Origin of the sequence: Streptomyces sp. NPDC056987 (assembly GCF_042673865.1) — a bacterium.
GTDB lineage: Bacteria > Actinomycetota > Actinomycetes > Streptomycetales > Streptomycetaceae > Streptomyces.
Genome location: NZ_JBHURV010000005.1, coordinates 76243 through 90638 on the forward strand (window position 1 = coordinate 76243; position 14396 = coordinate 90638).

A 14396-nucleotide genomic window follows, 5' to 3' on the forward strand; every position below is an offset into this window, starting at 1 on the left:
GGGCCGGAGTGCGGTGGCGGCGGGGCCCGCCGGTCAGGAGACCGGCGGGTGACCGGAGCCGGTGCGGACGGCCCGCTCGCGCAGGGCGAGCAGGCGCTCGGTCAGCGGCTCCAGTTCGAGTGCGTTGACGGTACGGAGGGTCCCTACGGCCTCGGCGGGCAGCGCCGAGAGCCCGGCGACCGAGCCCGCGACCGCCCCGGCGATGGCGCCGATGGTGTCGCAGTCGCCGCCGAGACTGGCGGCCAGCAGCGCACTGCGCCACGGGTCCCCGCCGGCCACCGCGAGCACCGCGAAGGCCGCGGGCACCGATTCCTGGCTGGCGACGCTGGTGCCGACGAGCGCGCAGATCCGGTCCAGGGCCTCGGCCTCCGGCAGGTCCCGCACCAGCTGCCACGCCCACTCGATCCGGGTGGCGATGTCCGCCCCGGCGATCCAGTGTCCGCGCCGGGCTCCGGCCCGCGCGGCGGCGATCGCCGCGGCGACGGCCTCGTCCAGTGTGCCACCGCCGACCCCGGTGCTTACGGCCGCGGCGACGGCCGCCGCTCCCGCGATCCCCACGGTCGTGTCATGGGTGACCTGGCAGGACTCCACGACCCGGTCGAGGAAGCCGGCGGACGGCTCCGTGGGGAAGGCGATACCGACCGGGGTGACGCGCATCGCGGCGCCGTTGGTGGAGCCGTTGCGGCCCGCCTCCGCGGCCGGGACGCCCCGGGCGACGGCGTCCAGCGCGGCCTTGGTGGACGGGCCGAGGAGATCGAAGGAACCCTTGGCCTTCATCTCCTTCTCCCAGGCGAGGAGCTCGTGGGCGAGCCGGAGCGGATCGATGGTGCCCCGCCCCTCGTCGATCAGCCGTCCGACGATGACCGCCTGGTCGGTGTCGTCGGTGACCGACCCGGCCGGCATGCCCGCGCTGACCGGGTTGTCGGGCCGGGCGGGTTCGAAGCCGGTGACGGTTCCGTAGACCCGTACGACCTCCTCCCGGGACATGACCTGGGTGGGCATGCCCATGGCGTCGCCGAGGGCGAGCCCGTAGTAGGCGCCCAGGGCGCGGTCGAGCTGATCGTTCACGGTTGGCCTCCTCGGCCCGAGCGGACGTGCAGTTGGAACCGGACCGGGTCCAGCAGGCTGGTGACCTGCTCGACGACGGAGCCGTCGGCGGCCCGGTACACCTGGGCCAGGTGGAGGAACGACTCCCCGGGGGAGCGGTTGAGCAGGGCGGCCTCCGCCGCGTCGAGCCCGCGGACCGAGACCAGCCCCTCGCCGGAGTCGGTGACCCGGCCCGCGGCGACGAGCGCCGTGCTCAGCGAACCGCCGCCGAGGCCGCGCCGCGCCAGCCCGGCCAGTTCCCCGACCGCGGGGACCCGGCTGCGTTCCAGCGAGACCCCCTGCCCGTCGGCGAGGCGCCGGACCCGGTCGAGCGCGATGAACGCGGTCGTCTCCAGGGCCAGCTCCCGGGCCAGTTCCCGATCGGTCACCTCTTCGAAGCGCAGGACCTCCACGGGCAGTTCGATGCCCTGCTCGGCCAGCGCCTGCGCCCAGCCGAGCCGGTTGTCCAGTGGTGTCCCGTCGAAGGTGATGAACGAGCCGATCCCGGCGTGCGTGGAGATCAGCCCCTGCTCGCCGAGGACCTGCAGCGCCTGCCGCAGCGTGGTCCGGCTCACGCCGAACCGCTGGGTGAGCGCGTGCTCCCCGGGCAGCCGACTGCCGTCCGAGTGCACCCCGGAGCGGATCTCGTCGGCGAGAACGCGGGCGATTCGATGATGCTTCTGTACCTGTCCAGGCATGTCCAGAAGGTACGCGTGCTCTCCCCTCCAGGTCCATGGCCGTGACCGAATCTTTGCGTGCGGCCGGACGGACAGGAGCCCGGGGCGGCTGTGCCCCGGGCTCCCGTCCGCTGTACCGCCCCCGGGCTCAGCCGCCCCGGAGCACGGTCTGGACCGTGTTGCCCGCGTAGTCCTCCAGCACGGCGACGACCCTGCTGGTGGCCGAGGACATGGTCACCGTCATCGCCCCGCGCGTGGTGCGGCCGCGCACGATGTACGGCTTGTTCCCCGATCCGTACGTCGTCGCGAACGACTTCGGGGCGCCGTTCTCCAGGACGGTGAGGGTGCGCCAGTCGGCCGACGCGGGCCGCGAGAAGGTGAACGTGTTCCCGCTGACGCGCACGGCGGAGGCCGGGTACGGGGTGATCTCGGCGTCGGCGAAGGCGCCGCGCACCGCGGTGGGCGTCCCGCCCCCGGACGTCGCGGTCAGGACGTACCGGCTCCCGTCGACGGGCACACCGGTCAGTGTCGTGCCGGTGCTGGTGCCCGGGACGGTGACCTCCTTGGTGTACGGGGCGGACGTGTCGACACCGCTCACCTTCACCGTGACCGGCCGGCCCGACGCGGGCGGCGTCCAGGCCACCTGGAGCCTGCCGTCCCGGCCGGCCGCGGTGGTCACCTTCCCCGGCGCCGTCCCCAGGTCGAACCGTACGGTCGCCGGCTCGCTCCGGCTCCCGTCCGGGCCGACCGCCACCAGCCGGATGGTTCCCGAGGTGGCGGTGAACCGCTTGGCGTAGAAGACGTCGTCGTAGATGCCACCGAGGTAGGTGTCGTCGAGGAAGACGTCGTAGCGGCGGACGGTGTCGTAGCCGCTGCGCCGCCAGGAGAGGAAGAGTTCGTCGGAATCGGGCAGCAGCTGCGTCACGGCCAGCCCCTCCGGGACCTCCGGGGTGCGGTCGACGCCGTCGCGCAGGGCCAGCGCGCCCACGTTGACCTGGTAGTTCTGGATGGGCGCGGCGCCCGCGGCGACGACGAGGCCGAGCGAGGCGATGCGCTGCCCCGCGTACGCGGACAGATCGGCCGTGACGGACCGCCACCCGTCGGTGCGCTTCCCGGAACCGGCGAGCGGCACCTGTACGACCTTGTCCGGGTCGGAGGCGAGTACCAGCGCGAGCCGCAGTTCGGAGTCGTCGTCGGCCGAGGACTTGGCATAGGTGAGGCCGAGACTCGACCGGGAGGTGACCGACAGGTCGGTCTTGTAGAGGCGCACCGTGTTGTCACTGGCGAGTGTGCCGCTCAGGACGAGGGAGCTGCCGCCGTCGTAGGCGCCGATCTTCCGGTAGGAGAACCTGCTCGCCGGGGTGTACTCCGGGCCGTAGTCGAAGTCCGCGGCCAGCGGCGAGCGGTCCGCGTCGATCCACCACTGCCAGGAGACGGGGATGTCCTGGAGGTTGATGTTGCCCCACTCCGCGTCGTTGGACAGCCTGCCCTCGCTCCAGGTCGACAGGCCGTGGCCGGTGTTGAACGATGTGGCGAAGGTGCTGCCCTTGATGACGGAGCGTTCCGCGACGTACTTGGAGATGCCCTTCCAGGAGCCCTCCGGGGTGGTGGACCCCTGGGACGAGCCGGTCCACCACCGGCGTTCGCGGTCGAAGACCTGCGCCTGCGCGGCGTCGTCGGTCTTGGCGGCGTAGTCGGAGGAGACGAAGTCGGCGCCGAGCGTGGCGATGGCGTTCATGGGCGCGCCGTCGGCACCGAGGTTGTCGTCGAGCTGGTAAGGCTGGTTGAACTGGTACATCCCCGCCTCGACACCGGCGAACACGCTTCTGCGGGAGTCCAGGCCAAGCCCGGCCGCGTACGCCTTCGAGCTGGTGAGCTTGGCCTTGTTCCACCAGTAGTTCAGGAAGATGGAGTCGGACACGTCACCGAGCCGGGCGTCACGTACGAAGGGCCCGTTGACCGCGTTGAACTCGTTCTGGTACGAGATCCCGCCGCTGGAGTTGCTGACGGAGTCGTACCACTGGACGTACATCCCGCCGTCGCGCAACTGCTTGAGGAACTGTTTGTACGCCGTGATGTCGGCCGGCGCGACGGAGCTCTCCTGGTTGACGAAGTAGCCGTCGAAGCCGTAGTACTCGGCGATCTCGATGAGCTTCGCGGCCGCGGGGAAGGATCCCGAGGCGTCGCGGACCAGCAGCTCGGAGTAGTCCTGGTCACCGCGGTCGTTCGGGGAGAAGAAGATGCAGCCCAGCGACCGCACCCCGTTGGCGTGCGCGGCGTTGGTGTAGCCGGGGTTGGGCAGGTTCAGCATCCCGAACTCGAACCACTTCTCCCGCCAGTCCTGGTCCGGGTCGTAGTAGTCGACCGGGACGCCCTCGGTGGGCATCCCGTGCCAGGACGCGTACGCGTCCGTGTACTGCCAGTAGTTGAAGAGGTACTGGCTGAACTCGTTGGTGTACGGGTGGCTTTCGAAGAAGGCGTTGCCGTAGTCGCCCGCGAGGGTGAGCTGCTGGGTCCCGGCGGGCAGGTTCCGGTCGCGCTGGGTGGCGGAGTTGGGGGCCGTACGCGTCTGGAGCGGCACCTTCGCGCGCAGGTACGGCGCGTCGGTGTCGTCCGCGGGGTTCCAGCGCAGCAGGTCGGTGGGGGAGTAGCCGTGCTGGTACGGCTGGTTGGCCCCCACCGCGCTCTCACCGGTCCAGGGCAGGGTGTCGCTCGCGACGGCGCTGCCCGCGCCGAGGGTGAGGGCGAGCGCCACGGCGAGGACGCCGGCGCAGGCCCGTCGTGCGGACCGTCCTCCAGTTCTGCGATGCCGTAACAAGACAGTGCCTCGCTTTCTCATCGGGGGTGACGGCCGGCCCTCGGGACGGGCCGGTCCGCGAACGAGAGGCCCTACGGGCGGGAGACGGTGGGCGCGTCCTCCGCGTACAGGCCGGGCCGTTCCAGGACCTCGGCGTCGCTGACCGCCGAGTAGAAGGTACGGCCGGTCGGCGCGGCCGGAGCGGCACGCTCGACGGAGCGGGCGCCCAGCGCGACGGGGTCGGCGGCGGTGACCGAGGTGACCAGGGCGGGGCGCGCCCCGGCGCGGGCACGCGCCATCCACGCCTCGAAGACACCGCCGCCCGGGGAGAGTTCGGCCCGGGAGAGCGGTACGTCCGCACTGTCGACCGGAATCACCACGGCCTCGCGCCGGGGCGCGGGACGCGGCCGGTCGCGCAGCTCCGCGGCGAGTTCGGCGAAGCGCCGCCCGATCGGCTTCACCGCCCCGTCGGCCCCGATCAGGCCGAGGCTGTGCTCCAGGTCGGGGAAGTCACCCAGCCGGCGGTCCACGTCGTGCGAGCACCACCAGGTGATCCCCCACAGCGCCTCGCAGTCGGCCGCCGCCCGGACCGTCCCCTCGCAGAAGCCGGGCGCCTGCTCCTCCGACAGATGGTTGAGCGGCGCCCCGACCTCCTGCAGCCACACCGGCCGCGCCGGGTCGACGGCGAAGGCCCGTGACAGCTCCACCAGGTAGGCGGCGTGGTGGAGGCTCTCGTGCGACATGGGACCGTACCCCTGCGCCGTGCCGTTGAAGATCCAGGAATGCACCACGCTCATCCCGCCGAACCGGCTGGAGTGGGACGGTACGAAGGAGTGCCCGTCGGCGTACCAGACCGCGTCGTACTCGGCGTTGAGCCGGAAGTGGCGGGCGTCGCGCGGCCCGGCCCCGTGCAGCGCGCGCAGCCAGGACGTCACCTGCTCCGTCGTGGCGGGCATCGGGGTGGGGTGCGCCGCGGAGGTGAACTGATTGACCTCGTTGCCCAGGGTCAGCCCCAGGAAGGTGGGCAGGTCGTGCAACTCCTCCTCGAACGCCTCGACCAGGCGGGCCTGGGCGGCGACGGCGTCCGGATCGGCGAACATGCTGCGCCGGTGCCAGTCCGTCAGCCAGCTCGGCACGAAGTCGAATCCGGACAGGTGCCCTTGCAGGACATCGACGCTCGCGTCGAGACCGGCCTCACCGGCGATCTCCACGACCCGGCGGACGTCCCGCAGGGCACGCCGCCGGATCAGGGTCCGGTTCGGCTGCACCACCGGCCACAGCGGGAGGACCCGGATGTGGTCGAGCCCCAGGGCGGCCACCGCCTCCAGATCGCGCCGGACGGCTGCCCAGTCCGGATCCAGCCAGGAGTAGAACCAGTCCTGGGAGGGCGTGTAGTTGACCCCGAACCTCAGCATGTCGACCTTTCTGTCCGCAGCATGTCAGCCTTTCAGCCCGCCGGATTCCAGCCCGCGGAAGAAGTAGCGTTGCAGCACGGCGAAGAACGCGATGATCGGTACCAGGGCGATGACCGTACCGGCGGCGATGAGACGCGGATCGTCGTAGAAGGTGCCGCGCAGCCGGTTCAGGCCCACGGTGAGGGTGTAGTTCTGCTCGTCCGACAGGACGATCAGCGGCCACAGGAAGTCGTTCCACGAGCCGACGAAGGCGAACACCGCCACCACGGTGATCACACCTTTGACCTGGGGGACGGACACCCGGATGAACCGCTGCCAGGCGTTCGCCCCGTCCACGACGGCGGCCTCCTCGAACTCGCGCGGAAGGGCGAGGAAGGCGTTGCGCATCAGCAGGACGTTCAGCGCCGCCACGAGAGTGGGCAGGGCGACGCCGACCAGGGTGTCCGCCAGCCCGGCCGCCCTGACCGTGAGGAACTGCGAGATCAGCACGGTCTCCGACGGCACGAGCAGGGCCATGACGACCAGCACGGTCACCGCCGACCGGCCGCGGAAGCGCAGCTTCCCGAGGGCGTAACCGGCGCAGGTCGCGCCGATGACGTTGCCGGTCACCGCCATGGCCGCCACCAGCAGGGAGTTGAGCAGGTAGTGCGGTACGGGGATCCGGTCGAGCACGGTGCCGAAGTGCTCGAAAGTGGGGTGCTCGGGGATGACGGAGGGCGGCCGCTCGTACAGCGGCTCGCCCGCGCCCTTGAGGGAGAGGGAGAGCTGCCACAGCAGCGGGCCCGCCAGCAGCAGGGCCATCAGGACGAGGGCGGCGTAGCGGGCCACCGCGCCGGGCCCCGCCCGGCGCCGGCCGCGCGGCACCCGGACCGGGACGCCGGGAGGGACAGGGCGGGGCATCAGACGTTCCTCTGCTTGCGCTGCATGGCGAGCTGCGCCAGGAGCAGCCCGCCGAGGATGACGAACATGACGAGACTGATCGCACCGGCGTATCCGGTACGGGCCTGGAGCCCGGTGCCCTCGCGCTGGATGAGCATGGTCATCGTGAGGTCGCCGCCGCCCACCCCGCCCGTGCCGTTGGTGAGGACGTAGATCTCCCCGAACACCCGGAAGGCGGCCACCGAGGACAGCACGGCGACGAGCGCCATGGTCGAGCGCACCCCGGGCACGGTGACGTCGAGGAAGGTGCGCACCGGCCCGGCGCCGTCCACGGCCGCCGCGTCGTAGAGGCTGCGGTCGATGTTCACCAGGGCCGCCAGATAGATCACCATGTAGTAGCCGAGGCCCATCCACACGGTGACGAACATCGCGCTGAACAGGAGCAGCCAGCGGTCGCTGAGGAACGGGAAGGGCGCGGACGCGATCCGGAGGGTGGCGGCGACCTCGTTCACCAGACCCTTCTTGTCGAGCATGTTCGTCCAGATCAGCCCGACGACCACCGGCGACATGACGACCGGCAGATACATGGTGGTCCGGAAGAAACCGGCCAGCCGCTCCACCGAGCTGACCAGCACGGCGAGCATCAGCGGCAGCACCACCATGACGGGCACGACACACACCGTGTACAGGGTGGAGTTCAGCAGGGCGGTGGTGAACCGCTCGTCGGAGAACATCCTGCGGAAGTTCTCCGCCCCGACGAAGCCACCGGTTCTCAGCAACGTCGAGTCGGTGAAGGCCAGTTGCAGGGTGTTGACGAACGGCACGAGGACCATGAGCACAATGACGGTCAGCGCGGGCAGCAGGAACAGCCACGGAGTCACGTACCAGCGGTGGGTGGCCAGCGGGCCCCGGCGCCGGAGCGACCGGCCGCTCCGGGGGCCGCTCTGCCTGCTGCCCCGGCGGCCCGGGAGCGCGCGGGGCACGGTGATCGTCATCCGTTGGTTTCCAGCCGCTCGTCGGAGTACTTGACGGAGGCGTCCAGCGCCGCCTTCACGGACTTCTTGCCGAGCAGGGCCTGGGCGATCTGTTCGCGCAGCGTCTCGCTGTCCGCGGAGCCCGAGAACGCGGGCGGCCACCACACGACGGCCTTCTTCACCTGGGCGGTGCTCTCGATCCGTACCTGGGTGGCCGGATCACCGTCGTCCTCCGTGAAGTACGGGTCGTCCAGCGTCCCGGCCGACGAGGGGAAGACGGAGGCCTTCCGGGCGAACGCCAGCTGATTGGCCGAGTTGGTCACGTACTTCGCGAACGCGCGTGCCAGCGCCGGGTGTTCGGACTGCGCGTTCACGACGAGCGACTCGATGTACATGTTGGGCGAGCCGTTGCTGATCCGCGCCCCGATGGCCAGGTTCTTGTAGACGTCGGGCGCGGTCTCCTTCAGATCGGTGAGGGTGTAGGAGCTGCCCGGCAGATAGGCCAGCCGGCCCGCCTTGAACTCCTCGACCTCCTTGGTCTGGAGGTTGTTCAGCGCCTCCTCGGTGAGCCCCTTCTTCGCGTACAGCGCCCGGAACCGCTCGACGAGCTCCACGCCCTTGGCGTCGTTGTACGTGAACTTCTCGCCGGCCTTGTCCATGAGCGGTACGCCGTACTCGCCGAAGGTCTCGATGGCGGGCATCCGGGCGATCATGGCGACGTCGGGGCAGTTGTCGGCCATGGTCTCGGCCTGGTCGAAGAGTTCGTCGTAGGTGGTGGGCAGCTCGGCGGGATCCAGTGCGCACTTCTTCAGCAGTTCCTTGTTGAAGAACGAGGGACCGGTGTTCAGATACCACGGGTAGCCGTACGTGCCCCCGCCCAGACCGTCGAACGTCATCGCCTGCCACGCCTTGTCCAGATACTTCTCCTCGGCCCCCGGATCGGCCTTGCCGAGGTCCAGCAGGACGCCCGCCCGCGCGAGGGTGTAGGCGGCCTCGGGCCCCATGTCGACGACGTCGGGGAGCGAACCGGCCGCGGCGTCCGCGGAGAGCTTGTCCTGGTAGCCCTCGGCGGGCTGGTCCACCCACTTGATGTCCGTGCCCGGATGGGCCTTCTCGAAGGAGGCGATGAGGGTGTTGAAGTACGAGGTGAACTTCTCGTTCTTGAGGTTCCAGGTCTGGAAGGTGATCGAGCCGGAGACCTTTCCGTCCGAGGCCTTGGGCGCCGATTCGCCACCGCCGCCGATGACGCACGACGAAAGCAGCAGCGATCCGAGTACGGTGCCCGCGACGACGCTGCGCCGGCTGCCCGTTGATGTCATGGGGAATCTCCTCACGTGTGGTACGCGACGGTGTCGGGGGTGTCCCGAGTCAGGCGGTGGTCCGTACGTCCGGTGGTGGCGGGTCCGTCGGGTGGTGACCGGTGGGTCAGGTGGTGATCCGCAGGGTCGCCACCTGGAAGGGGCCGAGGTCCAGGCACGCGCCGTCGGCGGGCACGGAGTCCCCGGGCGGGGCGGGGGAGAGGGCCGGTGCCAGGCCGTCCTCCGGCCGGAAGGGGCGTTCGAGCAGATCGGTCTCGTGCACGCCGGGGCCCGCGCCGAGGGCCGCGGACGGGCGCAGCAGGGCCCGGGCCCGCCCGCCCTGTGTCTCGTAGATCCGTACGACGAGGTCCCGCGAGCCGTCGTCCGCGAGTTTGACCCAGTCGACGACCGCGTGGCCGCTCAGCGCTTCGAGCTCCACGAGCGGGCGCAGCCGGGCCGGGACCTCGACCTCGGGTGCGTTGAACCGGTAGGCGGCCTCCACCGCGGCGGGCACGTCCACGCCCGGCAGCAGGGCCCAGCGGAAAAGATGACGGCCCACGTCGGCGTCGGGGTCGGGGAACCGGCTGCCCCGCAGCAGCGACAGCCGGACGACCGTGGCGCCGCCCCGGGCGCGGGCGTCGGCGCCGTACATGGTGTCGTTGAGGATCGCGAGGCCGTACGCCCCGTCGGCCACATGGATGTACCGGTGCATGCCGGCCTCGAACATCGCGTCCTCGGCGGCGGTGTTGACCAGCAGGGGACGCTCCACGTACCCGTACTGCGTCTCGAACCGCGCGGTCCGCGCCATGACATGGACCGGCAGCGCCACCTTGAGCAGGTGCTCCCGCTCGCGCCAGTCGACGGCGCACTCCGTCTCCAGCCGTCCGGTGCCCGCGCGCAGCCACGCCGTGACGGTGAACTCCGAGGCGCCGAACCGGCGGACGACCTCGACGCCCGCGTCGGGTCCGTCGTGGACCACTCTGCGGCCGGTGACCTCGCCGGCCGTCCGGGGATGGCGCAGGGTGTGGCGGTCCACGTCCCAGGCGTCCCAGCGCACCGGCTCGTCACGGAAGATCTGCAGCTCGTTGGCGCGTTCGCCGGGGGCCACGGTCTCCCGGCCGGTGCGCAGGTCGACCAGGGAGGTGAGGTGTCCTTCGGTGTCGACGACGGCCCGGAGCACTCCGTCGTCCAGTACGGTGGCGCCGGCCTCCCCGTCCGTGACCCGGACGGCGGCCGGCCCGTCCGCCGCGGCGCCCGCGGACGCCGTGAGGAACGGCGGCAATACGGCGGTGGTGCAGGCGGCGGCCCCGGCCCGGTCCTTCCCCGCCGCTTCCTTCTCCGTACTGTCCGCCACTCCGTCCAGTGCCTTCGTGGCCCGCGCGACGAGGTCGTGCAGCCGCGCCACCGTGCTCCGGTAGAAGGCGCGGGCCTCCCGGTGCACCCAGCTGATGGAGGTGCCGGGCAGGATGTCGTGGAACTGGTGCAGGAGCACACCGCGCCAGATCTCGTCGAGTTCGTCCCGCGGATAGGGCGCGGCGCCCAGCAGCGTGGCCGCCGCGCCGAGGTATTCGGCGGCCCGGAGCAGCGACTCGCAGCGCCGGTTGTACCGCTTCATGGCCACCTGGGAGGTGAGCGTGCCCCGGTGCAGCTCCAGATACAGCTCCCCCCGGTGGACGGGGGCGAGGGACGGCGACGCCGCGGTGATCTCCGCCAGTTCGGTCTCGGCGTCCTGGAAGAACGCCGCGGGGGTACGGGAGGCGACCCGGGGAGCGCCCTCCAGATCGGCGAAGCGGCGCAGCCGTTCCGCCATCTCCGTGGTCGGACCGCCGCCGCCGTCCCCGTAGCCGTAGGGCAGCAGGGAGTGGGAGGCGATGGCCTTGTCCTTGAAGTTGCCCACCGCGTGGCGCAGTTCGCGGGCGGTGACCTCGGCGGCGTACGTCTCCACGGGCGGGAAGTGGGTGAAGACCCGGGTGCCGTCGATGCCCTCCCACCAGAACGAGTGGTGCGGGAAGACGGTGGTGTCGTTCCACGAGATCTTCTGCGTCAGGAACCAGCGTGCGCCGGCCCGGCGGGCGAGCTGGGGCAGCGCGCCCGAGTAGCCGAAGGAGTCGGGCAGCCACACCTCGCGCGTCTCGATACCGAAGCGGTCGAGTAAGTACCGCTTCCCGTAGGTCAGTTGACGCACCATGGACTCGCCGGTGGGTATGACGCCGTCCGGCTCCACCCACATCCCGCCGACCGGGACGAAGCGGCCCTGCTCGACGTACCGGCGCACCCGGTCGAAGAGCGCGGGGTGGTGCTCCTCCAGCCAGGCGAAGTGCTGCGCGGCGGACATGGTGTAGATCAGGTCCGGGTGGGTGTCCAGCAGCGCGAGAACGTTGGAGACGGTACGGCCCACTTTGCGCACCGTTTCGCGCAGCGGCCACAGCCACGCCGAGTCCATGTGCGCGTGCCCCACGGCGGTCATCCGGTGGGCGCTGTGGTGGGCGGGCGCGGCCAGCAGCGGCGCCAGCACCGCGCGTGCCCGCCGGGCGGTGGCGACCGCGTCGGTCTCGGTGTAGATGTCCAGGGCCTCTTCGATGCCGCGCAGCAGCCGCCAGCGGCGCGGTTCCTCGTCGCCGAGTTCGGCGGCGAGCCCGCCGAGGACGTCCAGGTCGCAGAGAAGGCCGTGCACCTCGGGCGCGAACACCGCGGTCTCCGCCCGGCGCAGCCGGAACTCCTCGAACGGCTCCCGCGCGCCCTTCTCGCCGTGTTCGGTGACGACGAAGGGCGGCAGACCGAGCAGCAGGGGGTTGGCGGCGGCCTCGACATGGAGGACGAAGTTCCCCTCGGCGTCGAGCAGGGCGGAGGGGCCGGCGCCGGGCGCCTCCTTGAGCCGGACGCTGCTCTGCCGGGGGTGGAGGCCCTTGACCACGGTGCCGTCCCGCGTGAAGACCAGCCCCTCGCAGTGGCCGCCGACCGAGTGGTCGAACCATCCCAGGTCCAGCACGAGATCGACCGGTCCCGGCTGTCCGGGGTCGACCGCGCCGTGGATCCGGAACCAGGTCGTGGACCAGGCGGGGCCCCATGTGCCGCCCAGCGCGAAGGGTTGGTAGTCGGGGCGGGCGCGCCCCGCGTCCGTGGTCAGCCCGAGGGCGTGACGGGGGCTCACCGGTTCGCCGCCGTCCTCCACGCTCCAGGCCTCGACCCGGACGCCGGCGAGACGGGTGCGGACGTGGGGCAGGACGCGGTCCCGCCGTACCCGGTCCAGCCGGTCGAGCGTGAAGGCCAAGTGATCGTGCACCGTGGATCCTCTCCGGGAACAGGAGTGGCGAAGGACGTTCTCATACGCTGCAGTGCCGACGAGCTAATACGTTTTAGTCCTGGTGCGAGTGGCGGCAGACTAGTACGTTTCAGTAGCGCAGTCACCGCGCCGAATCATCACAGTTGGGTCACGCCGTCACGGCGGGGCGGCGACGGAGGGCCGATGGCACCGAAGAGGCAAGCCCGATCGGGAGCGGGAGCACCGGCGCCGCGCCTGCGGAGCACCGACATCGCGCGGCTGGCCGGTGTGTCGGTCTCCGCGGTCTCGCTGGCCGTCAACGGGCGCCCCGGCCTGAGCGAGGAGACCCGCAGGCGCATCCTCGACGTCGCCGACGAACTCAACTGGCGCCCGCACCGGGCCGCCAGCGCGCTCAAGGGCGCGAGCAGCGACGTGGCCGGCATCGTCATCGCCCGTCCCGCCCGTACGCTCGGAGTGGAGCCGTTCTTCGCGCACTTCCTCTCCGGCCTGCAGTCCCGCCTCTCCGCCCAGGGCATCGCCACCCAACTCCTCATCGTCGAGGACACCGCGGCGCAGACCGCGGTGTACCGGCGCTGGGCGGCGGAGCACCGCGTCGACGGGCTGGTCCTGCTCGACCTGGAGGTCGACGACCCCCGGCCGCAGCTCGTCGCCGACCTGGGCATCCCCGCGGTGACGCTGGGGAGTTGCGGCCACCGCATGCCGCTGACCAGCGTCTGGGTGGACGACCACGCCGCGATGGCCGACATCCTGCGGTATCTGTCCTCCCTCGGCCACCGGCACATCGGACATGTCAGCGGCATCACGTCCTTCCAGCACACCAGGCGCCGGGTCGAGGCCATCCGCGACGTGCGCACCGCCCTCGGGACGCAAGTGGACTCCATCCCGACCGACTTCTCCGACGCCCAGGGCGCGGCGGCGACCCGCCGTCTGCTGCGGGCGGACCCCCGGTGCACGGCGATCGTCTACGACAGCGACGTCATGGCCGTCGCGGGGCTCGGCGTGGCCACCGAGATGGGTCTCGCCGTCCCGGGCGACCTCTCCCTGGTGTCCTTCGACGACTCCGTCCTCACCACCATGGCGCACCCCCCGGTCACCGCGCTGACCCGCGACACCTTCGCGCTCGGCACGCTCACGGCCACCGAACTGCTACGGGTGATGGCCGACGACCCGGAGCCCCGCGCCGTCCAGGCCCCCACGCCCCGGCTGATCGTACGGGGCAGTACGGCGCCGCCGGCCCGCCGCGACAGCGCCTGACGTCAACGGCCCAGGCGGATAGGCGAGTTGAACTCCGCAGGGCCCGCTGAACGGGCCGCCGGAGCAGCGGCGCGCTGGCCGGAACAGGACTCGACACCGGGGGCCGGCCACGTCACGCTGCTTACCGGCGTCCCGGCCCGACTGCTGTTCCCGGCGGTGCCGGCCACGGCACAGCACGAATCCCGGGCGCCGACGGCGCCCCGGGCCTGTGAGTTCCCGTTCCCGAACGAGAAAGCAGGTCAGTCCATGGGAAATCGACACAGACCAATCCGCCGGTGGGCGGCCTCCGCCGCGGTGGCGGCCCTGCTGGCCGCCGCGCCGGTCGTCGGCTCGTCCGGGGCGGCCTCGGCCGCCCCTGCCCCCGTGGCGGTCTCCGCACCGGCCGCGGACCCCGCGGTCACGGTCTCCGCGTACGGCTCCTCCATCGCCTCGGCCCGCGACGCGGACGGACGGCTGAGACTCTTCGGGACCAACACCGCCGACGCCGTCTGGCAGCGCTCACAGACCACCGTCGGTGGCAACTGGTCCAGCTGGACGCAACTGGACGGCGGGCTGCGCTCCGTCGCCGCGGAGACGAACGCGGACGGTCGGGTCGAGCTGTTCGGCGTGAACGGCGCGGGGCAGGTGTGGCACCGTTCGCAGTCCACCCCGGGTGGGGCGTGGTCGCCGTGGGTCCAGTTTGACGGTGCGTTGGCGTCGATCGCGGCGGCGCGTAACGCGGATGGCCGGTTGC

General features: G+C 71.6%; 10 protein-coding genes. 2 read left to right on the forward strand and 8 right to left on the reverse strand.

Annotated features, from left to right (window positions below; genetic code table 11):
• Nucleotides 1–33: 33 nt before the first annotated feature.
• The 8 genes from ACFTZC_RS07900 to ACFTZC_RS07935 form a co-directional block, all read right to left on the reverse strand.
• Nucleotides 34–1068: an ADP-ribosylglycohydrolase family protein gene (locus ACFTZC_RS07900; RefSeq protein ID WP_382887893.1), complete on the reverse strand. Its 1035-nt coding sequence runs from the start codon at nt 1066–1068 to the stop codon at nt 34–36.
• Nucleotides 1065–1784: a GntR family transcriptional regulator gene (locus ACFTZC_RS07905; protein WP_382887894.1), complete on the reverse strand. Its 720-nt coding sequence runs from the start codon at nt 1782–1784 to the stop codon at nt 1065–1067. Before ACFTZC_RS07905 ends, ACFTZC_RS07900 begins: the two co-directional genes overlap by 4 nt.
• Before the next feature lie 127 nt (nt 1785–1911).
• Nucleotides 1912–4518, reverse strand: coding sequence for an endo-beta-N-acetylglucosaminidase (locus ACFTZC_RS07910; protein WP_382887895.1), 2607 nt, complete (start codon nt 4516–4518; stop codon nt 1912–1914).
• Nucleotides 4519–4652: 134 nt separating this feature from the next.
• Nucleotides 4653–5975 carry a glycosyl hydrolase gene (locus ACFTZC_RS07915; protein ID WP_382887896.1) on the reverse strand — a complete coding sequence of 441 codons (1323 nt, stop codon included), beginning with the start codon at nt 5973–5975 and terminating at the stop codon, nt 4653–4655.
• A 24-nt stretch (nt 5976–5999) separates the two neighbouring features.
• On the reverse strand, nt 6000–6875 hold the full coding sequence (locus ACFTZC_RS07920) for a carbohydrate ABC transporter permease (protein WP_382887897.1): 876 nt from the start codon (nt 6873–6875) through the stop codon (nt 6000–6002).
• Nucleotides 6875–7849 carry a carbohydrate ABC transporter permease gene (locus tag ACFTZC_RS07925; RefSeq protein ID WP_382887898.1) on the reverse strand — a complete coding sequence of 325 codons (975 nt, stop codon included), beginning with the start codon at nt 7847–7849 and terminating at the stop codon, nt 6875–6877. The genes ACFTZC_RS07920 and ACFTZC_RS07925 overlap by 1 nt, the downstream gene beginning before the upstream one ends.
• The gene (locus ACFTZC_RS07930) at nt 7846–9147 is read right to left on the reverse strand and encodes an ABC transporter substrate-binding protein (RefSeq protein WP_382887899.1); all 1302 of its coding nucleotides are present in this window, start codon (nt 9145–9147) and stop codon (nt 7846–7848) included. The genes ACFTZC_RS07925 and ACFTZC_RS07930 overlap by 4 nt, the downstream gene beginning before the upstream one ends.
• A 106-nt stretch (nt 9148–9253) precedes the next feature.
• Entirely contained in the window at nt 9254–12409 is a 3156-nt protein-coding gene (locus ACFTZC_RS07935; RefSeq protein ID WP_382887900.1) for an alpha-mannosidase, read from the reverse strand.
• Between the two features lie 183 nt (nt 12410–12592).
• Between ACFTZC_RS07935 and ACFTZC_RS07940 the strand changes: the two genes are divergently transcribed.
• Together ACFTZC_RS07940 and ACFTZC_RS07945 are read left to right on the forward strand one after the other, a co-directional pair.
• A complete protein-coding gene (locus ACFTZC_RS07940) occupies nt 12593–13663 on the forward strand; it encodes a LacI family DNA-binding transcriptional regulator (protein WP_382887901.1) in 1071 nt (356 codons plus the stop codon).
• Between the two features lie 246 nt (nt 13664–13909).
• Nucleotides 13910–14396 (forward strand): tectonin domain-containing protein (locus ACFTZC_RS07945; RefSeq protein ID WP_382887902.1); only part of this gene is annotated, 487 nt, incomplete at its 3' end.

Coding starts and splice junctions, on each gene's coding strand:
- ACFTZC_RS07940 (WP_382887901.1), top strand. CDS start 12,593: ATGGCACCGAAGAGGCAAGCCCGATCGGGAGCGGGAGCACCGGCGCCG.
- ACFTZC_RS07930 (WP_382887899.1), bottom strand. CDS start 9,147: ATGACATCAACGGGCAGCCGGCGCAGCGTCGTCGCGGGCACCGTACTC.
- ACFTZC_RS07925 (WP_382887898.1), bottom strand. CDS start 7,849: ATGACGATCACCGTGCCCCGCGCGCTCCCGGGCCGCCGGGGCAGCAGG.
- ACFTZC_RS07920 (WP_382887897.1), bottom strand. CDS start 6,875: ATGCCCCGCCCTGTCCCTCCCGGCGTCCCGGTCCGGGTGCCGCGCGGC.
- ACFTZC_RS07905 (WP_382887894.1), bottom strand. CDS start 1,784: ATGCCTGGACAGGTACAGAAGCATCATCGAATCGCCCGCGTTCTCGCC.
- ACFTZC_RS07915 (WP_382887896.1), bottom strand. CDS start 5,975: ATGCTGAGGTTCGGGGTCAACTACACGCCCTCCCAGGACTGGTTCTAC.